This is a genomic window from Dietzia sp. oral taxon 368 (genome assembly GCF_002999155.1).
In the GTDB taxonomy this organism is placed as follows: domain Bacteria; phylum Actinomycetota; class Actinomycetes; order Mycobacteriales; family Mycobacteriaceae; genus Dietzia; species Dietzia cinnamea.
In genome coordinates this window covers 75014-92730 of record NZ_CP027239.1, presented here as the reverse complement: position 1 = coordinate 92730, position 17717 = coordinate 75014, and the positions used below count along the sequence as shown (strand labels likewise).

Genomic DNA, 17717 nt, shown 5'->3' with positions numbered 1-17717 from the left:
AACGCGTGCGCGAGAGCGGGCAGGAGGCCGCTAGGCAGCCAGATGTAGGACCGCCGGCCCGTACATCTCCGCCGCGGGCAGCGCGGTGCGGGCGTCGGCGACGAGCTCGCGCCAGTAGCGGGGGTCTCGGTGGCGGTGGAGTTCCTGCAAAACCATCGCGGCTGACCAGGCGGTGACCTGCGGCGGTGTGCCCGCGGAGACTGCCCCGTAGACCATCGCAACGTCCCGGGGGTCGGTACTGGCGGCAACGTGGTCGTCGGGGAACATGCCCCACTCGGCCAGGGCGTCGCTGGGGCCGGACAGCTGGTCGCGGAGACGGTCGGTGAGCCACCACACGAATGTGGCGCTATGCAGTGCGTATAGGCGTTCCTTGTCCGCGTGGGCGCCACGGATTCCGAGGTGCTCGGCGGCCGTGGCCAGACGACTGCGGCCGCTATAGGCGCGTCGCCCTGTTCGGTCGATGAGGCCGGCACCGCGCAGGGCCGCGAGTTTGCTGGCGATGGTGCTCACGCCCAGTCCTGTCGCGGCGCGGATCTGGCGGAGCCCGCGGACGCCATCGCTGATGGCCCGCCACACCGCCCACGCGGTCTGGCCCCAGCCGGGGGCGCACCAGACGTCGTGACGAGCGGATCGCAGTTTCTCGGCGAGAGAGTCGATCACCTCTACCGAATTTGGGCCACTACCTGATTTCCCGCCCCCTTCTCTTAACGCCCACTGCGCCGCCCACGGTCCGGCGGCGTCCTTGACGCGCACGATCCAGCCCTCGGCGAGCAAGGTCTTGATGCGACGGTTGACGGTGGATCTGTCGAGGCCTGCGGTCAGCGCCCACGCCCTCTCGGACAGGTGCACCGTTGTGGTCGCCGCTCGAGCGATGTGCCAGCACAGGGCGTCGAGCAGGAGCCTGTCGACGACGCCGGTGCACCCGTGCCACCGGTTGGGCGTGCGGTCGCACTCCTGCTGGAACGCGGCGACACGCTCAGCGGAGGCCTGCCACTTGGCGCTGCCGGCATCCTCTGGTGGTGCAGGGATCGCAGCTGCGCTGTCGACGGCGCGATGCCACTGCTGCTCGAGAAACTGCTCCTTCCTGGGCCGGGGAGAGCGATGGTCGGCCTGACGGACGGTGCGCAGGTACTCCAGGCCAGGCCACTGCTCGACGAAGGCGGCGTGGTGGACGTCCTCCTGGGTGAAACGGGCGTGCGCGCAGGCCAACAGCAGGGACCAGCCGATGGCAGAGGCATCGGCGGCCAGGGCGACGGGTTTGCGGGCGAGAGCGCGGAACTGCGCCGGCAACGGCCGCCGGATCCCGCGAAGATGCGGGGTGCCCCAGGCGGTGGTGTCGATCGGCTGGCGCCGCTCGGCCCGCGGGCTGCCGGCCGAGGTGCCCGCAGCGGGGCGCAGACCAGCCAGGGCTCGCACGACATCGGGGAAAGCCACGGGCAGGATCCGGGGATTGCCCTGTGGGGCGGAGTGGCCGCCTCGGCGGTGCGGAGACCCAGGAGCTCGAAGACAGCCGGTGGCGGCGTTGAGCAGCGGGGTGGGGTCGAACGACGGGTAGACGGCGTCCAGCTGGCGGGCGAGGCGACGGACCGCGGAGGCAGGCGTGGGGGCGGACAGGCGCACCCACACGTGGACGCCGCCGCCGGGCCCGGAGACGCACGCCAGGTGCGGGATGTGGGCGGCGGTGAGGACTGCCTGCAAGGCTGCGGCATCTACCTGCGGAAACAGTCCGTCCCGGTGGGCGTCGAAGTCGAAGCCGAGCAGGCGGAATCGCTGCTGTTCGTCGGCGAGGTACAGCGCGTGCGGCTTCGCCGGGCGGGTTCGGCCGGCGGGCACGTCGACGTAGACGGCGTTGTCACCGTCGCGGTCGACCCGGATGTGGGTCCGAGGGCTCCAGCTATCGCGGAGTATTTCCCAGGTCAGCCCAGCATTGCTCGGCGTGTCGTCCGGTAGATGGGTAGGGGGCAGCGCTGTATAGTCGTCGTCGTACGACAAAAGGACCTCATTGCTTTGGTCGGCAACGAGCGATCTGGATGGCGTTCGGAGGAACCCGGCTGGTAACCGGGATCGGCTGGTAACCGAGAGAATCTTCCGCTTCTGGTTTCTGAAGTTCCCGTCCCCGTCAGGGGCGGGTTCTTCTTTTTCTGCAGGTTGGTGGCCTGCAGTGGGAAGTTCTAGGTGGTCGCCGTTTCCTTCGTCTCGCCTGCAGGGTCGCACGTTGTGTGGTGAACAACGCGGTGGCCGCGGTGCTTCGACTTCGGTTCGATCAGCTGGGAGCGGCCCGATTGGTGGTCGGGCCAGTGCGCTGACCGGCGTCGAATAGGCGCGTTCAGGCGGCTACATTCCGGTCCCCCTTCGTCGGAGGTAGGCCGATCTCCAGCCGGTGCCGCGCCGCAATCTCGCGCTGCGCCTCGACCTCAGCCAGTAGCGCCTCCTTGTCACGGAGGGCCATCGCAGCTGCCGCCTCGAAGAGGTCGGTACGAGTGATCCCGTTGCCGGCCAGTGCCTCCAGCTCGTTGGCGATGTCGATCCGCGCCTTGATGCTGTACGGCTTGTAGACGCCCTTGCTCGGACGGCCGACCCTTCGCTTCGAGGTGGTTCCTCGAGCACCGGTGGTGTGCTGGGTGTCCATCGCTCACTCCTCCTCTGGCAGCGTGCGAGAGTGACGCTACGCAGCGGGAGAGCCCGACCCGGGGATTTAGTATTTCGCATTTCCAATTTCGCTGGTCCGCGCGGTTCCTCGGCGTGTCGCGCGGGCGTCAACCCGGGCCGGACCTTGGAACGGACGGGGCCGAACCACGGGATCGCGTCGAACTGGCCCGAACCTCCCCCACCGTGCGGCGGCGACTCGGAGGTGGAGCGTGGACAGCGCAGCCACAGGGTGGCCCGTCCCTGGCTCGCGGGCGCCCTGCTATCTGCCGGGCCGTGCCTGGACTGGGGTCAGGGCCGGTTTCCAGTCCATGATCGCCCCGCACACCTGGGTCACCACGGCGTCGAGATCGCCTCCCGCGCCGGGGCGTCGACGGAGACGAACCCCATGGAAGCCACGGCCAGATGCTCGCCGTCGATCTCGAGAACGTCGCCCACGCTCAGGGATCGGTAGTTGGCGAGTCGGTAAGCCACCGCCCGCTCGTCGGGCGTACCGAGCATGGGGTCATCACCGACGTTGAGCAGGTGGTACACCTTCTCCGCGAGCGCAGTGGGCGACAGGCGCAGCTCCGCGCCGACGAGGGGGAGCCGGAAGCAGTGGCGCAGGGGGTCGCCGGCCTTGTACCCGTCGAACAGTGCGGCGGGTCGCCCCAGGCTGTCGCGAGCGACGTTCAGGTAGACGTTGACGATTCGGTCAGTCGGGGTCAGCGGCTCGAGTGCCATGGTGTGCTCCCTCAGCGGGTCGGGGTGGGTTGATGCCCTCACCTTCCCGCGCCTGTTGGGGACTGCAGCAGCGTGCGGCGCTGTGACCCGGGGGCTGCCTAATGCCGTGCCGGACAGCCCGACCGGAAGACAAGGCCGCCGTCGGGCCGAGGCCACCGTGCACCCAGCCAGGATCTTCCCGTGCTGGTGGGGGCGCGAGCGCGGGTCGAGTCAGTGCCGACCGTGGCGGGCGGCCTGGTGGGCGGTCACCCAGTCGGCGAGGGTGTCGTAGACCGGGGCGGCCATATCGAGGGCGTTCCTGTCGTACAGGCCCAGCCGTTCACCGATCCGCATGGCCTGCGTGGGACGGTCGGTCTTCTCGCAGATGATCAAGGCGCCGGCGCAGCGGGCGGCATTGCCCGTATCAGCGGTCTCGAGGCCGTCTTCTTCGCCGTACGTGACCGTCTGGTGGCAGGGAAAGTCCTCACCACGGTCGAGAGAATCGGCGATCTCGCGGGCTCGCTCCGGCCTCAGGTACGGGGTGATGTCGCTGCGAAACGGGCAGTGCTTGCAGGGCCGCACCGCGGCGAACGGCGCCCGGCGCCGGTCTGCGGCGGTCACTGCCCGTCTCCGACGTGCACGGTCAAGGTGGTGCCGGGCCCGCCGGCGGTGATGATGCGCTGGCTGATGTGGCCGACCCACTCGGCGATCTCGTCCTCGGCGGTCAGGTCGGCGGGAACGGCCAGCTGCAGCTTGGTGGCGATCGGGGTCCCGGCGGCGGTGGTGAAGTGGTGGGCGTTGGTCTCGTCGGCGACTGAACCGTTGGGGCCGACTGTCACGTCCGCCCACGCGTCGTCGGTGCTGGCGACGACGGTGACCTGCGCGTCGGAGAGGATGTAGAGCACTCCGTAGTCGAGGCCGACGCGGGTGAAACCGGCCCAGGTGTCAGACGGGGCGACCTGGTCGGTGACGGTCAACCGCTGATCGTCCTTGACGAACGTGTCGCCCGGGCGGAGTTCGGCGGCGGTGATGGTTCGGGTGGCGCTCATCGGGTGCTCCTCGGTCTGGTGGCGGTGTGGTGATCAGTGTTCTCGCGGCGGTCCGGGGTGCAGCACGGAGGCCTGCGCAGTGGGCGGCACGATCGCCGGGCACCTCCGGTCATGCGGTGGGGTCGGTTGTGGCCGGCGGGGACGCTGCCGGGGTCCAGCCGTCGAGCGGATAATCGCTGGTGCTGGCGGTCTGCGCCTTCCACTGCGCCTGGATGGGCGCCAGCTGCTCGGCGACGGCATCGGCCACGGCGCGGGCCGCGCGGGCCCGTTCGATGTAGCTGCGGATCTCGGGGGTCTCCAGGTCGAAGCCGGGGGGCATGTCGGGGTGGCTGGGGTCGATCAGCTCGTCGAACGACTCGACGATCGACTTGGTGCGCTGCACCTCCCGCACGCTCGAGCCCCACTCTCGGCGCTCGAACCTCACACGCGCCGACCAGGCCGCGTGCCCAGCGCCCCCGACTTTGGTGCGAACGCGCGCGGTGTAGGCGAACCTGCGGCGAACGGTGCGGCTCATCGGTTGCTCCCTTGCTCGTGGAGGCGGGGTGGACGAGTGCGAGCGTGCCCGCCTGGTTGCTCGGTGCAGCAGCGCCCCGGGCCCGCGCGGCGGGCGGGACTCTTCGCTGGCAGCGGCTTGCCGCCCGCGTGGGCCGGACAGCCACCCGACGGACTTCCCCGGCGCCGCAACCCGGTCGGGACGGCTCCTTGTCAGGTGTAGCGGTGCTTGCGGGCGACGATCCAGAAGTGCTCCGCGAGGGCGTTCGGCGACAGGACGCCGTCGACGTCGTCGAACACCTCGCGGGTGATCGCAGGTACGTCGTACTCGTCGTCCGGGATGATCTTGAACTTTTCGGAGATCGCCGCGCGGACGTCATCCTCGGCGTCCATCAGCCATATGTGGGTGTCGAACACGGGGCGGTTCTCCGTCCTGGCGGGGTTCTCGTGGCGGTTAGGTGAACAGGTGCCCGTACTGGCGGATGTTCGCGGCGTAGGCGTCCTGCCGCGCAGGAATTTGCGCCTGGAAGTCCGAGGCCAGGGCATTGAGTTCGACGACCAGCTCCGCCGCGACGGCAGCCGGGAGCGGGTCATGGTCACCGTCAACGTGGGCGGCGTGGGTGACGGCGATGTTCGCTGCGAGAGCGCGGACCATCCCGGCGGTCACCCCGTAGAGGGCGTAGTCGGCGACCAGCGACGAGACGGTGGCTGGCTGGCGGCTCATGCGGTGGCCTTGAGTATCGGCTCGCAAGCGAAGTCGGGGTCCGCGCTGGTGGTGATGGCCCCGTTGCGTTCACGGCGAACTGCCAACGGCTGGTCGGTGGAGAGCCCGAACAGGTTCTGCACGAAGTAGCGATCAGCGACGTCGTAGAGGCTGGAATCCAGCAGGTCGTAGAAGTCAGTGAGGTTGCCACCGTCGGCCAGGCGGACGAGCGCGGGCAGGTCGTCGAGGTGGCAGCCGTCGCAGGTGGCCACCCATTGCCACTCGGCGTACACCACCTTCGAGGCCACACCGGCCCGGATCAGACCGTGGTCGAGCCCGTTCAGCAGTTGCCTGGCGAGGTCTGCGCGGATCGTGTCGTCCACGAACGCCTGCAATCCGTGCTCGTCGGCGTCGGCCTTCCAGTGCACTTCGTGCAGGATGCGGCGCCAATCGGCATCGGTGTGCTCAGCCAGACATGCGTGGAACGAGGTCACGCGCCCGGCGTACAGGAAGGCCTGGTCCATCAGGAACCGGCACGCGTCGTCGTGCCAGGTGAAGTTCACCTGCAGATCCCCCTCGGGGAAAGTGCGCAGATTGAGGACGTATCGGTTACCGGGGAGATGCGGGAGGCTCATCGGGGGCTCCATTCACTGGAGGGGCGGGTTGATGGCCCCTAGTGTCCAGCCCCTCCGTGCCGGTGCAGCACTACCCGCCCCGATGCGGGCGCCTGGTTCTCAGAGGCCCAATGAGACGAGACCTCCCGCCTGCTTGGACAGCGCGACCCACTGGCAGGATCGGCGGGAACCAGGTGACCGGCAAGGAGATCGTCGATGGCAACTACGGGTGTGGACCGGGGCGAGATCAAACGTCGACTGGTCGACTTCGCCAACCACTGGGCCACTACCGTCCGAACGTGGCGGGAGGACAACACCCCGCACACGGAGAAATCGTTCGCGCACTCCTTCTGGTCTGACTTGCTCGGCTGCTTCGGCATCAACGCGGCCCGCCTGGATCTGTTTGAGCGAGACGCGGTGCGGGCTAGCACTGGCCGCAGCGGGTACATCGACGTGTTCCAGTCTGGAGTGTTCATCGGTGAGGCCAAGAGCCTGGGCGCTGACCTGGACAAAGCACACCGACAAGCCCTCGACTACCTGTCCGGCGGAAGCATCGGTCAGCACGAGTTTCCCAAGTACGTGCTGGTCACCGACTTTGCCCGACTCCGGGTCGACCGCTTGGGAGATGAGCGGACCAGCGTCGAGATAGACGTCGCACACATTGCGGCCCACCTGGACGCCCTGCTGTTCCTGGCGGGCCACGAAACCATCACCCGCCGCGAAGAGGAGCACGCCTCCATTCACGCGGCCCAATTGATGGCCGATCTCTACACAGCAATGGTCGGCGACGACGCCGACGAAGACGTCTCCAACGAAGCGCCCACCGACCCGGACGAAGAGGACGCCGAGATTCAGCAGGCGTCGATCTTCCTCACGCGCATCCTGTTCTTGCTCTACGGGGACGATGCCGGGCTGTGGGAAGCCGATCTGTTCTACCGGTGGGTGGAGGAGACCACGGGGCCGGATACTTTGGGCGGCCAGCTGGTGACCTTGTTCCAGGTCCTCAACACCCCACCCGGCCGCGGGCGGCGAGACCTGCCGGACCTGCTGGCACGGTTCCCGTACGTAAACGGTGCACTGTTCGCCGAAACCCTGCCGGCCAGCTTCTTCACCCCAGCGATGCGCGACGCCCTGCTGGCTGCATGCCGATTCCGGTGGACCCGAATCTCGCCGGCCATCTTCGGTGCCATGTTCCAGCTCGTGAAGTCCAGAGAGGCCCGCCGCACCGCCGGCGAGCACTATACGAGCGAAGAGAACATCCTCAAGACCATCGGCCCCCTGTTTCTCGATGACTACCGGTCACGAGCGGACCGGTTGATCGCCAACAAGTCCACCACCCCGGCGCAGCTCGCCGCACTGCAGGACGAGCTCGCGGCCAACCTCTACGTCGATCCCGCGGCTGGCAGCGGGAACTTCATCTCGCTCGCCTACGACAAGCTGCGCGACATCGAGACCGATCTCATCGTCGAGCGCCGACGCCGGCTCGGCGAGACCGGCATGTCGCTAGACGCCACGCTCGAGCAGAAGCTGACGATCGACCGGTTCTACGCTTTCGAGATCAACTGGTGGCCAGCGAAGATCGCCGAAACCGCGATGTTCCTCGTCGATCACCAAGCCAACCGCCGTCTCGCTGAAGCAATCGGACAGGCCCCCGACCGGCTGCCCATCCGAATCACGGCTCACATCGTCCACGGCGACGCGCTCGAGTTGGACTGGAACGCAGCCCTGCCCAAGCCGGCCGGTCAGACCTTCATCTTCGGCAATCCGCCCTTCCTCGGACACGCCACCCGCACGACAGAGCAGGCCGACCAGCTACGAACTGCATGGGGCACCAACGACATCAGTCGCCTGGACTACGTCACCGCGTGGCACGCCAAATCGCTCAACTTACTCGCCGACCGGCCCGGGGCGTTTGCCTACGTCACCACCAACTCCATCACACAAGGCGACCAAGTTCCCCGGCTGTTCGGCCCGATCTTCGCCGCCGGCTGGCGCATCGGATTCGCACACCGCACCTTTGCCTGGGATTCCCAGGCCCCCGGCAAGGCGGCCGTGCACTGCGTGATCGTCGGTTTCACCCGAGACGACGCCACTAAGCCACGCCTGTTCGGCTACTCATCCCCCAGCGGTCCCGCGGAGCCCCTACCTGTCACCGTGGGAATCAACGCCTATCTCGTCGACGCGCCCAACGTGCTCGTCGCCAAGCGCTCCCAACCACTTTCTCCAGAGATCGTGCCTGCGGTGTTCGGCAACATGGCTCGCGACGACGGCAACCTAATCGTCGAGGTCGACGATTACGACCAGGTGATGGCCGACCCGGTAGCCGCGCAGTACGTTCGCCCGTTCATCGGCTCGCGCGAGCTACTTCACGGCCTCCCCCGATGGTGCCTGTGGCTCGTGGACTTAGACCCCGCAGACATCGGACGCAGTCCGTTCCTTAAGAGCAGGCTCGAAGCGGTCGCGGCTTTCCGCGCGAAGAGCAAGGCCGCGTCCACCCGCGCGATGGCCGCAACCCCTCATCTGTTCGGCCAACGATCCCACCGCGACGTTCCACATCTGTGCCTGCCCAAAGTGTCCAGTGAGACTCGTCCCTACTATCTCGCTGCGGCAATTCCCGCTGCGACTATCGCCAGCGATCTGACCTTCACCGTCGAAGACCTCGACGGCCTGCAGTTTGCTCTGCTGTCCTCGTCGATGTTCATCACCTGGCAGAAAACCATCGGTGGCCGCCTGGAATCGCGAGTCCGATTCGCGAACACTTTGACGTGGAACACCTTCCCGGTCCCAGCCCTCAGCGATAAACAGAGAGCGAAGATCATCGCTGCCGGAAAGGGCGTTCTGGCGGCCCGAGAGCTGCACCCGGAGCGAAGTTTGGCCGATGCCTACAACCCGTTGGCGATGGACCCGCAGCTCGTGAAAGCGCACGACAGACTGGACCGCGAGGTTGATGTCGCGCTCGGTGCTTCCCGCAAGCTCACGACGGAGCGGCAGCGTCTTGAGGTGCTGTTCCAGCGGTATCAGGAGTTGACGGCGGACTAACCAGGGGTTGGATGCTCGCAACGCCTGCTCTAGCGCCCGCTGGCTACGGGCTGGTTAGCTGGCCTGCCCCTGGGGCGAGTGGTAGAGGTCGCCGTACACCTCGGCGCAGAGGGCGTCGGCGCGGACAGCGCAGTCGGCGAGGATCTGCGAGGCGTCCGCGTCTAGTTCTGCCTGCAAGGCTTTCCAGTTCACCGCCATCGCCTTCTCCTGCCCGGTGGTTGTTGCCTGCGCAGATGTTATCGGCTGGGACGGTCCGAAAGTGGGTTCATCGTCTCCGTCGACGTCGGGAGCAGGTGCGTCGTGACGTCCGCGATGTCGCGGACCAGCTCAAGCTCGTGGGTGATGAGAAGGACGCCGAGCCCGCGGGCGGCGCGGCGGCGCAACACCGCAGCGATCGTGGCCGTGCTGTCGGTATCGAGATGCGCGGTGGGTTCGTCGGCGATCAGATAGTTGGGCCGCTGGGCCAGGGCCCGGGCCAGGCACGCCCGCTGCAGTTGCCCGCCTGACACCTGTCCCGGTAGCCGATCCAGCAGCTCGGGGCCTAAACCCACCTCCGCCGCGGCTGCCTTCACGTCGATGCTCTTCCCGGCTAGGCGTGCCGGCAGGGAGATCATCCGTCCGAGGTTGTGGCGGGGGTCGGCGGCGGACAGCGGATCCTGGGCCAGCAGCGCAGTCCACCGCGGCAGCCGGCCACGCCGGGCACCGACCGGCCGGCCGTCGCAGGTGATCGTTCCCGAATCCGGCGTCAGCAGGCCGGCCATCAGGCGACCCAACGTGGTCTTGCCGACCCCTGACGGGCCGGTCACGGCCACAATGCGCCCGGGCTGGACCTCCAGGCTCAGCCCGGCCAGCACGGGCTGGTCGGCGCCGGGGTGCCGGTAGGTGACGTTCTCGCAGCGCAGGCTCACGCTCGCACCACCGCCGCCATCGGCTCGGCGACGGCCGCGGCAGGGGCGGGGCAGCCTTCATCGTCTGGGCACGCCGCGCGTGGCCCCGCGGCCGACTCATCGGAGAGTCGACCGTCGTGGAGCTCAACGACGCGGTCCGCCACCCCGGTTGCCGCCAGCGCGGTCAGGTCGTGAGTGATCAGCAGGACTGCCATCGCCTGGCTGTCGGCCACTGCCCGCAGAAGGTGCATCACGTCGGCGGCCCGCTCGGGGTTTAGGCCGGAGGTGGGTTCGTCGACGATCAGCACGCGGGGCCCGCTGGCCAGGGCGGCGGCGAACGCGGCCCGCTGCAGTTGCCCTCCGGACAGCTCATGCGGGAACCGGTCGATCAGGTGCGGCGGTAGACCCGCCTGGTGACAGAGCTGGTCGACGGTGGTCGGTGCGCTGTGGGCGTCGATGATCTCGGCGAGTTGGCTGCGCAGATGCCGGGTCGGGGTGAACGCCGAGGCGGGGTTCTGCGGCATGTATCCGACCGGGCCGGAGTCCATGTGCCCGGTCAGGGTGGCGGCGGCCGGCAGGAGCCCGGCCAGGGCGTGCGCCAGGGTGGACTTACCGGCGCCGGACGGACCGGTCACGGCGACGATCTTGCCCGAGGCGACGCGCAGCGTCGCCCCGTCGAGGGCGCGCACCGGCCCGGCCGCGGTGTGGATGTCCACGGTCAGGTCCCGCACCTGCAGCCCCTCCCCTGCTCTGCGACTGGCTGGCAGGGCCCGGTCGCCGAGCCGACGGCGGGCGAGGCGGGTGCCGGCGGGGCGCAGCGCCGCCAACGCCGCCGTAGCGGCCACTAGCACCGCTGAGGGCGCGGCGAGCGCCCACCACTGGCCCTCGAGCAGTCCGGCGCTGGCGGAGTCGATGAGCGTGCCCAGGCTGGCCTGCTCCGGGGCCAGCCCGATGCCCAGGAACGACAGCGTGGACTCGTGCCAGATGGCGTGCGGCACCATCATCACGATCGCGATCCCCGCCTGCGGGGCGACGGCCGGGACGATGTGGTGGCGCACAAGCTGGGCGCGGGAAGCGCCGGCGGTCCGGGAGGCGGCGATGTAGCCAGAGGCCATCACCGTCTGGGTTTCCGCGCGGACGACGCGGGCCAGGGTCGTCCAGTGGGTCAGCGTCAGCGCGATGACGATGGCGGTCAGCGAGCCGCGGAACATGGCAACGACGACGATGGTCGCCAGCAGGTGCGGCACCGCGGCCACAGCATCGGTGGCCCGCATCAGGGCGGCGTCGACCCGCCCCCCGCAGGCGGCGGCTGTGGCCCCCACCAGCAGCCCGATCACGGCGGCGCCCACCGCGGTGGCCACCGCGACCGCCAACGACACCTGCAGGGCCTCAGCGACCCGCACCGACACGTCGTAACCCAGGTGGTCAGTGCCCATCAGGTGCGGCCACGACGGCCCGGAGCGGGCCCGCAGGTAGTCCGAGCCGGCCCAGCCGGCAGGAGCCAGCGCAGGCCACAGCACGGCGTAGCCCGCGAGCGCGGACAGTGCGGTGAGGGCGAAGGCCACGCGGACCTGAACGGTCGGTGGGGTCATGGCTGGCTCCTGCTCGTGTGGGCGAAATGCTCGGGCTCGGCTGGATCAGTCGGGGATCCAGTCCCCGTTGATGTCCTGCTCCCAGCCCTCAATCTCGGCGCCGGTGACGAAGATGTCGCCGTTGGTGAAGATCCCGACCTCGGCCTCGGCGAAGGTGTCGTACGGATCGCCAGAATCGACGGCTGGCCTCTGCCCGACCATTCGGTAGGCCACGGTGACCAGCGCGTCATCGGAATCGACCGACGAGGCACAAGAGCCAACGGCCTTGATGCTGGTGAAGTCGTCCGACACGTACCGGCCCGGCTCAGGGTTGGCGAGGTCCAGGGCGCTTTCCGGCTTGCGCTTCTGCCCGGCGACGACGTCTACGGCGAACTCACGGGCCTCCTCCGGAGTGGGGAGCTTGTCGTCATCGCCCCAGCCTGTGCGCAGCGTGGGCAAGCGGCGGTTGTCCGCCAAGAGCCGCTGCGTCAGCCGTTCCACGGGATCGTTGTGCAGCTCTCGGTTCATCTCGATGCCGCACACACCCGGGGCGTCGATCTGCATCGGCTTGATCGAGATCGAGCTGAACATTTTTCCCTCTTCGTAGTCGGGCTCGTTGTCGAGCGCGACCTGCGGGATCTCGAAGCGCATCTCGTGGACGGTGACCGGGCCCAGCTGCGGCATGGAGTAGTCGAACGTCGGTGTCTGTTCGGTGTCCCCGCCGTGCGCAGGGCTGCCGCCGTGGTTTGGGCCGTCGGCTGGGGCGCCCGATTCCTCCGAGGAGCACGCGGTCAGCGTGAGGGCAGCGGCGATGGTTGCCGACGCGAGGATCTTGCGGTGAGTGCGTTGCATAGCGGTGTTCCGTCGGGCGGTGCCCGGCGATCCTTTCTTCGGGTTGGGTGCGGGCTCGGCGGTGGAGGCATTGGCGCGCGTCGGCGGTGACGGGCCGGCAGGTCGCGGTCGCGGGCTCACCTGGGCACTGCCACTTCGGTGGCGTTGACCAGGGCCGCGATCTCCTCCAGCGGTACGGGGCGCAGGTCCCAGGCGTCGAGACCGACATGGATCTGGCGGCGTTCGTAGTCGATGGCTTCGAGGCTGTGGGTGTGTCCGTGAAGGAGCCACGACGTGCCGTCGTCGTTCAGGCGCACCGTCTCGTAGCGGTCGATGTCGGTGTGGTCCCCTCCGCCCCGCCACGGGAAATGTGACAGCCATACGTTGCGGCCGGCGATGCGGCGCCGCGCGAACGGCTGCACCGAGGCGAATACCTGCCGGTAGGGGCCATCCCACTTGAGTGCGTTGCGGTGAAGCGGATGCACACCGTCGTGATTGCCGGGGATCAGGTGCACGGTACGGCCGCGACTGACGAGCACCTCCTCGATCAGCGCGAGGGCGTGACGTTGACCGCCGCCGCCCCCTGCGGAGATGTCCCCGAGCAGCCACAGGGTGTCGCTGGTGCCAAGTGTGGCGGCGAGGTTGTCCATGACGGCACAGTCGTGGTCTTCGACAGTGTCGAAACCCCGCAGGTCGGAGACGAGCCGGTGCCCGAGGTGCAGGTCGGCGGTGAAGAAGGCGTTGCTCACGCCTCCTCCCACGAGCTGGCAAGGCGGCGCAGTGCCTTGTGGGCGACCTCGTCCTCGTCTCCGAGTCCCAGCAGCCGCGGCTGGCTACGGGCGTCAGCCAGGGCCGCTTCCCGGGTGTCTCCGTAGCCCTGGTTCTGCTCGGTCTGGCCGATCCCGTTGCGCCAGCCGACTGCCGCCATCCACTCCTCGTGCACCTGATCTGCGGGGATGCGCACCCACTCGCCGTCGGAAACTGGGGCCTGGTCGTCGTCGACGTGGCGCGCCAGCAGCCCGGATTTTGCCAGTACCTGCGCGAGGTACAGGCAGTCCTCTCGGTAGAGGCGCCCGCGGATGCCCGTGTCGTCGATGGCTGCCCACATGGCGTCAGCGGCCACGTCGACTTCTTCGCTGTTCATCGTCGGTTCTCCCTGCGTCGCTGGGTCAAGATCGTCAGAGCTGCGCATGGTGCTCCCCGGAGCTGAGGGCGTCGACCATGCCGCGTATCGCTCGGCACGTCTCGCACACGCAGTCACTGCCGGTGCGTCCGAACTTGGCGTTGCGCCGCACCTCGGCGTCATAGTGGGGGCCGATGGTGGTCGCCACGGCCCGGATCGCGGCCACCAGCTGGGGCGCCCCTACCGCGTTCAGGGCGCGAGTCGCGTCGCCGCCGAAGTCCGTGAATCCTGCGATCTGCGCGTCGATCTGGTCCAGCTGCTCTGTGAGCGTCATCGAGTGTTCCTTTCGGTGGGCGGCCTGACGTGGCGTGCCCGCCGCGGTGGTCAGTGGTCCCACGGTCACGCCGGCCGACTGAGGTGCAGCAGCCCGAAGGTCGCGGTTAGGCATGGACCCTCACTCTCGGGTCAGCCAGCATCAGGGCGCAGTCGGCGAGCCAGGTGCCTGCGATGATTGCCGCGGCGGACAGGGCGGTGACCGCCGCGAGTAGCGGCAGGTCGGCGCCCAGGGCGGCGTCGACGGTGGCCTCTGCCAGGCCGGGCCAGGCGAATACCTCCTCCACGACCAGGGCGCCCACGATCACCTCCGGCAGTCGGGCGCCGACCAGCGCGATCAACGGGGTCCACGACACCGGGCCGATATGCCCGACCAGCACTCGCCATCGGCTCAAGCCGCGGGCGCGGGCGTGGCACACCGGCGCGGACTCCACAGCCTTCAACACTGCTTGCCGGGTGGTCAGCAGCATCCACGGCAGCTGCGAGACGGCCAGAACCAGCGCCGGCAGCACCAGGTGCGTCGCGGTCGAAACCACCGTCGGCGCCGCACCGGGCGCCCACGCCCCCGACACCGGCACCACCTGCCAGGTCACCGCGAACACCGCCACCACCACCAACGCCATCACGAACGTCGGCACCGTCGAGGCCAACACCGCCAGCCTGGCCACCGCCCGGTCCACGACCCCACCCGGCCGCAGCGCAGCGACCAGCCCGCCGGCCACCGCGAGCAGCAACGCCGCCCCGAGCCCGGCCGCGGACAGCAGCAGCGTCCACGGCAGTCGCTCGGCCAGCACCGTGACCACCGGCTGCCGGTAGGTGTGCGAGAAGCCTGCATCCCCGCTGGCCGTCCCGACAAGCCAGTGCCACCATGCCTGCCACCACGAGGCGTCCGCGCCCAGCGCCTTCGCGGCCGCGTCGCGGGTCTCCGCTCCGGCGAACTGGTAGCTGTCGCCCAGGTAGGCGGCCAGTGGGTCCAGCGGCGACACCGCGGCCAGGGCGAACGCCGCCGCGGTCACCATGCCCATGATCAGCGGCGCGATCGCGGCCCGCCGCGCGGTCAACGTCAGCAGATCGCGGCGCCGCTCCCCCAGCCGGCGGATCACCGGTTCGCCGTCCACTGGCCCAGGGACCACCACGGGCCCCAGGTGACGCCGTGGGCGTGCGGCTCGAGGATCGGAGCGGGCCCGGAGTAGCCGGTGTCGCGGGTGGCGTAGGTGTGGCGCAGGGTGGCCAGGACGACGTAGCCCGGGTCGGTGCGGTACTCGTCCTGCACCTGGGCGTACAGGTCCCGGGGGCTGCGAGTATTGGCCGGGTCAGTCAGGGCATCCAGAGCCTGGTCGATGCCGGGGTTGCTCCATCCGCCCGGGTTGTCGAACGGCCCCGACGCGGGCGTGCGTGAGTGCAGAGCGCGGCGGGCCTGGGTGTCGACGGTGTACGGGTTGTCTCCCCCGCCGAGCATGATCGCGACCTCGTCGGCGCGGGCCTCGATCTCGTCCCAGGAGGCGCCCCACAGGGTGACGTCGACACCGATGGCCCGGACCTGGTCAGCGAACGCCGACGCCAGCTCGCGGCGCAGGCTGTCGTTGACCGGGTAAGCGACCGTCAGCTCGGCGCGCTGCCCGTCCCGGATCCGCACCATGGACTCGTCGTCGAGCTCCCAGCCGGCGCCCCGCAGGAGCGCGGAGGCCTCGAAGACCCGGGTGGCCGGATCCATGGGCCCGAAGGCGACCTGGTGGTACTCCGGGTAGGCGCTGGTGATCGGGGTGGTGGCCGCCTGGCCGTGGCCGGACAGCACCTGCTCGACCAGTGCCTCTCGGTCCACGGCCATGTTCAGGGCCCGCCGGGCCACCGCCTCCCCGGTAAACGGGTGATTGACCGGCAGCGATACCCCGCGCCAGTCGGCGGAGTTGACCGACTGCACAGTCACCCCGTCGCGGCCATCGACGCTGTCGGCCAGGCGCGGTGGCAGCGCGGCACCGTCGACCTGCCCCGCCAGCAGCTGCTGGGCGCGGGCGTTGTCGTCGGGAACTGAGCGCAGCACGACCCGGTCCAACTCAGGGGCGCCGTCCCGGTAGCCAGGGTTGGCGACCAGGACCGCCTCGGTCGGCGAGAGCTGCTCGAGCTGGAACGGGCCGGTGCCGGCCGGATCAGTGTTCAAGCTCGAGTCGGCGGCCGGGCCGCCAGCCAGGCGCTCGCTCGGCGCGATGCCCAGCAGGAGGCGAGAGGCGAACTCGCGGTTCGGGGCATCCAGGTGGAACCGCACGGTCAGCGCATCGGGGGTGTCGATGCGGGCGATGAGCCGGTAGTCGTCTGCGATCGGCGATGCCGAGGCAGGGTCCAGGACCGCCCGATAGGTGGCGGCCACGTCACCGGCGTCCAGGTCAGTGCCGTCGTGGAACCGCACCCCCTCGCGCAGCCGCGCCGTCCACGTCCGGGCATCCTCGCTGACCTGCGGCGCTTCGGCGGCGAGCGCCGGCTCCAGCGCAGGCAGCTTCGTGTCATCGGCCGCGGCCGGGCGCAACAGTCCCTCGTACAGCGGGGACACCCCGTTGGAGGAGTAGCCGGCAACCGGGTTGAACTCCCCCAGGTCGTCGGCCGTGGCCAGGACGAGCTGGTCGGTAGCGGGCGCGGTGCCGGCCGGGGCGGTGCATCCGGACAGGACCAGCGGCAGGGCGAGTGCTGCGCAGGCAATAGAGATGGGTGTCCGCATCGCGGGGTGCTCCTATATGGGCGTTCGTTTCCGATGTAGGTGTCCGTTTCGACACCTATCCGGGAGCGTATCGGTAGGTCGTGTCGGCAGACGCCGCACCGATACGGGCCCGTGTGAGCATTGGGGCCAGCACCCGCGAAGGAGCCCCACCATGACTCACGCCCACGTTCACACCCGCCAGGAGCTCGACCTGCCTGAGTGGGCGGACCGGTTCGATCTTCTCGGCCACCCCACCCGACTGGCCCTGCTGGCGCACATGCACGACGCGGGCCCGGGAGTCGCCACCGTCACCGAGCTCGCAAGCGCCGCCGGCATCACCCGCAACGCCGCCTCCCAGGCCCTACGAGTCCTCCGCGACCAGGGGTGGGTACGCGCGGACAAAGACCCCCACGACGGTCGCGGCCAGCGCTACAGCCTCGCCGACGACACCGTGCACCAGATCCTGCACCTCATGGGGGCCCGCCACGACTAGGGCCATCCCGCGATGACGAAGCCCGCGGCACGTTCTGCGCTGCGGGCCTCTCTGCGGATAGGCGCAGTTCAGGCGGTACGGGTCATGGTCACGACCTCGTCAGCGTCGTGCACCGCGACGCCTGCACCGACAGCGAGACGGTCGGCGATCCCGGCGAGAGTGCCGCGCACGTCGTCGGGCAGGTACACCACTCCGTAGGTGCCAGCCAGGGAGAGTACCTGGCGCCACGGCAGCGCCTTGCCCTCGAAGACGGTGTCGATGCGAGAGCGAACCTCGTCCAGGCCGGTGGCGGAGGTGAACGCCGGGGCGCCACCGAAGTCGGGGTGCTCGGGGTTGATGGGTGTGCCCTCGAAGGTGAAGGTGCGGGTGTCGGTGATGGTGTCCATGGCGTGCTCCTCCGTGCTGGTGTGCGGTGCGACTGGCATGCCCTTACTGTGCTGCCGCCCCATCTAGGTGCAGCAGTTCGCTGCCGACAGCCACCCGCCCGGCTCGTGCGCCGTGGACGCGAAAGGGCCCGGCCCCGAAAACGTTCTTCGGAGCCGGGC

21 protein-coding genes are annotated in these 17717 nt (G+C 69.3%); 2 read left to right on the top strand and 19 right to left on the bottom strand.

Annotated elements, in window-relative coordinates; genetic code table 11:
* Window positions 1–30: 30 nt before the first annotated feature.
* The 9 genes from C3V38_RS16470 to C3V38_RS16430 all read right to left on the bottom strand — a co-directional run bounded on the left by C3V38_RS16470 (window position 31) and on the right by C3V38_RS16430 (window position 6227).
* A complete protein-coding gene (locus C3V38_RS16470; protein WP_106386781.1) occupies window positions 31–1992 on the bottom strand; it encodes a winged helix-turn-helix domain-containing protein in 1962 nt (653 codons plus the stop codon).
* Between the two features lie 334 nt (window positions 1993–2326).
* Complete coding sequence (locus C3V38_RS16465; RefSeq protein WP_106386780.1) at window positions 2327–2629, bottom strand: hypothetical protein; 303 nt, start codon at window positions 2627–2629, stop codon at window positions 2327–2329.
* A 350-nt stretch (window positions 2630–2979) separates the two neighbouring features.
* A complete protein-coding gene (locus C3V38_RS16460; RefSeq protein ID WP_106386779.1) occupies window positions 2980–3369 on the bottom strand; it encodes a hypothetical protein in 390 nt (129 codons plus the stop codon).
* 210 nt (window positions 3370–3579) lie between these two features.
* Window positions 3580–3969: a hypothetical protein gene (locus C3V38_RS16455; RefSeq protein WP_106386778.1), complete on the bottom strand. Its 390-nt coding sequence runs from the start codon at window positions 3967–3969 to the stop codon at window positions 3580–3582.
* Window positions 3966–4397 carry a hypothetical protein gene (locus C3V38_RS16450; RefSeq protein ID WP_106386777.1) on the bottom strand — a complete coding sequence of 144 codons (432 nt, stop codon included), beginning with the start codon at window positions 4395–4397 and terminating at the stop codon, window positions 3966–3968. The genes C3V38_RS16455 and C3V38_RS16450 overlap by 4 nt, the downstream gene beginning before the upstream one ends.
* Window positions 4398–4506: 109 nt before the next feature.
* On the bottom strand, window positions 4507–4911 hold the full coding sequence (locus tag C3V38_RS16445) for a hypothetical protein (protein WP_106386776.1): 405 nt from the start codon (window positions 4909–4911) through the stop codon (window positions 4507–4509).
* 191 nt (window positions 4912–5102) lie between these two features.
* Window positions 5103–5306: a hypothetical protein gene (locus C3V38_RS16440; protein ID WP_106386775.1), complete on the bottom strand. Its 204-nt coding sequence runs from the start codon at window positions 5304–5306 to the stop codon at window positions 5103–5105.
* Window positions 5307–5343: 37 nt separating this feature from the next.
* On the bottom strand, window positions 5344–5613 hold the full coding sequence (locus C3V38_RS16435) for a hypothetical protein (protein ID WP_106386774.1): 270 nt from the start codon (window positions 5611–5613) through the stop codon (window positions 5344–5346).
* The gene (locus C3V38_RS16430; RefSeq protein ID WP_106386773.1) at window positions 5610–6227 is read right to left on the bottom strand and encodes a hypothetical protein; all 618 of its coding nucleotides are present in this window, start codon (window positions 6225–6227) and stop codon (window positions 5610–5612) included. Before C3V38_RS16430 ends, C3V38_RS16435 begins: the two co-directional genes overlap by 4 nt.
* Window positions 6228–6422: 195 nt before the next feature.
* On the opposite strand from C3V38_RS16430, the gene C3V38_RS16425 reads away from it, so the two are divergent.
* Complete coding sequence (locus C3V38_RS16425) at window positions 6423–9245, top strand: DNA methyltransferase (protein ID WP_106386772.1); 2823 nt, start codon at window positions 6423–6425, stop codon at window positions 9243–9245.
* Window positions 9246–9299: 54 nt separating this feature from the next.
* Here the strand turns inward: C3V38_RS16425 and C3V38_RS17685 are convergent, their stop codons facing one another.
* The 9 genes from C3V38_RS17685 to C3V38_RS16385 all read right to left on the bottom strand — a co-directional run bounded on the left by C3V38_RS17685 (window position 9300) and on the right by C3V38_RS16385 (window position 16700).
* On the bottom strand, window positions 9300–9443 hold the full coding sequence (locus C3V38_RS17685; protein WP_217354177.1) for a hypothetical protein: 144 nt from the start codon (window positions 9441–9443) through the stop codon (window positions 9300–9302).
* A gap of 38 nt (window positions 9444–9481) precedes the next feature.
* The gene (locus C3V38_RS16420) at window positions 9482–10153 is read right to left on the bottom strand and encodes an ABC transporter ATP-binding protein (protein ID WP_254426176.1); all 672 of its coding nucleotides are present in this window, start codon (window positions 10151–10153) and stop codon (window positions 9482–9484) included.
* Window positions 10150–11724 (bottom strand): ATP-binding cassette domain-containing protein, encoded by a 1575-nt coding sequence (locus C3V38_RS16415; RefSeq protein WP_106386771.1) that lies wholly within the window; start codon window positions 11722–11724, stop codon window positions 10150–10152. Before C3V38_RS16415 ends, C3V38_RS16420 begins: the two co-directional genes overlap by 4 nt.
* A 45-nt stretch (window positions 11725–11769) precedes the next feature.
* Window positions 11770–12555: a hypothetical protein gene (locus tag C3V38_RS16410; RefSeq protein ID WP_106386770.1), complete on the bottom strand. Its 786-nt coding sequence runs from the start codon at window positions 12553–12555 to the stop codon at window positions 11770–11772.
* A gap of 116 nt (window positions 12556–12671) precedes the next feature.
* Window positions 12672–13283, bottom strand: a complete 612-nt coding sequence (locus C3V38_RS16405) for a metallophosphoesterase (RefSeq protein ID WP_106386769.1) — start codon at window positions 13281–13283, stop codon at window positions 12672–12674.
* Window positions 13280–13678: a hypothetical protein gene (locus C3V38_RS16400; protein ID WP_106386768.1), complete on the bottom strand. Its 399-nt coding sequence runs from the start codon at window positions 13676–13678 to the stop codon at window positions 13280–13282. The genes C3V38_RS16405 and C3V38_RS16400 overlap by 4 nt, the downstream gene beginning before the upstream one ends.
* 34 nt (window positions 13679–13712) lie before the next feature.
* Window positions 13713–13991: a hypothetical protein gene (locus tag C3V38_RS16395; protein ID WP_106386767.1), complete on the bottom strand. Its 279-nt coding sequence runs from the start codon at window positions 13989–13991 to the stop codon at window positions 13713–13715.
* Between the two features lie 106 nt (window positions 13992–14097).
* A complete protein-coding gene (locus C3V38_RS16390) occupies window positions 14098–15108 on the bottom strand; it encodes an ABC transporter permease (RefSeq protein ID WP_254426175.1) in 1011 nt (336 codons plus the stop codon).
* Window positions 15090–16700, bottom strand: coding sequence for an ABC transporter substrate-binding protein (locus C3V38_RS16385; protein WP_106386765.1), 1611 nt, complete (start codon window positions 16698–16700; stop codon window positions 15090–15092). Before C3V38_RS16385 ends, C3V38_RS16390 begins: the two co-directional genes overlap by 19 nt.
* A gap of 151 nt (window positions 16701–16851) precedes the next feature.
* Here C3V38_RS16385 and C3V38_RS16380 point away from each other — a divergent pair, with 151 nt between their 5' ends.
* Window positions 16852–17172, top strand: a complete 321-nt coding sequence (locus C3V38_RS16380; RefSeq protein ID WP_174705814.1) for a helix-turn-helix transcriptional regulator — start codon at window positions 16852–16854, stop codon at window positions 17170–17172.
* Between the two features lie 68 nt (window positions 17173–17240).
* On the opposite strand, the gene C3V38_RS16375 is transcribed toward C3V38_RS16380, so the two are convergent.
* Complete coding sequence (locus C3V38_RS16375; protein ID WP_129591221.1) at window positions 17241–17597, bottom strand: hypothetical protein; 357 nt, start codon at window positions 17595–17597, stop codon at window positions 17241–17243.
* Window positions 17598–17717: the final 120 nt, after the last annotated feature.

Excerpts from the sequence above, each read along its gene's own strand:
- C3V38_RS16415 (WP_106386771.1), bottom strand. The coding sequence starts at position 11,724 with ATGACCCCACCGACCGTTCAGGTCCGCGTGGCCTTCGCCCTCACCGCA.
- C3V38_RS16465 (WP_106386780.1), bottom strand. The coding sequence starts at position 2,629 with ATGGACACCCAGCACACCACCGGTGCTCGAGGAACCACCTCGAAGCGA.
- C3V38_RS16375 (WP_129591221.1), bottom strand. The coding sequence starts at position 17,597 with ATGCCAGTCGCACCGCACACCAGCACGGAGGAGCACGCCATGGACACC.
- C3V38_RS16380 (WP_174705814.1), top strand. The coding sequence starts at position 16,852 with ATGACTCACGCCCACGTTCACACCCGCCAGGAGCTCGACCTGCCTGAG.
- C3V38_RS16445 (WP_106386776.1), bottom strand. The coding sequence starts at position 4,911 with ATGAGCCGCACCGTTCGCCGCAGGTTCGCCTACACCGCGCGCGTTCGC.
- C3V38_RS16425 (WP_106386772.1), top strand. The coding sequence starts at position 6,423 with ATGGCAACTACGGGTGTGGACCGGGGCGAGATCAAACGTCGACTGGTC.
- C3V38_RS16450 (WP_106386777.1), bottom strand. The coding sequence starts at position 4,397 with ATGAGCGCCACCCGAACCATCACCGCCGCCGAACTCCGCCCGGGCGAC.
- C3V38_RS17685 (WP_217354177.1), bottom strand. The coding sequence starts at position 9,443 with ATGGCGGTGAACTGGAAAGCCTTGCAGGCAGAACTAGACGCGGACGCC.
- C3V38_RS16430 (WP_106386773.1), bottom strand. The coding sequence starts at position 6,227 with ATGAGCCTCCCGCATCTCCCCGGTAACCGATACGTCCTCAATCTGCGC.
- C3V38_RS16395 (WP_106386767.1), bottom strand. The coding sequence starts at position 13,991 with ATGACGCTCACAGAGCAGCTGGACCAGATCGACGCGCAGATCGCAGGA.
- C3V38_RS16400 (WP_106386768.1), bottom strand. The coding sequence starts at position 13,678 with ATGAACAGCGAAGAAGTCGACGTGGCCGCTGACGCCATGTGGGCAGCC.
- C3V38_RS16435 (WP_106386774.1), bottom strand. The coding sequence starts at position 5,613 with ATGAGCCGCCAGCCAGCCACCGTCTCGTCGCTGGTCGCCGACTACGCC.
- C3V38_RS16385 (WP_106386765.1), bottom strand. The coding sequence starts at position 16,700 with ATGCGGACACCCATCTCTATTGCCTGCGCAGCACTCGCCCTGCCGCTG.
- C3V38_RS16410 (WP_106386770.1), bottom strand. The coding sequence starts at position 12,555 with ATGCAACGCACTCACCGCAAGATCCTCGCGTCGGCAACCATCGCCGCT.
- C3V38_RS16460 (WP_106386779.1), bottom strand. The coding sequence starts at position 3,369 with ATGGCACTCGAGCCGCTGACCCCGACTGACCGAATCGTCAACGTCTAC.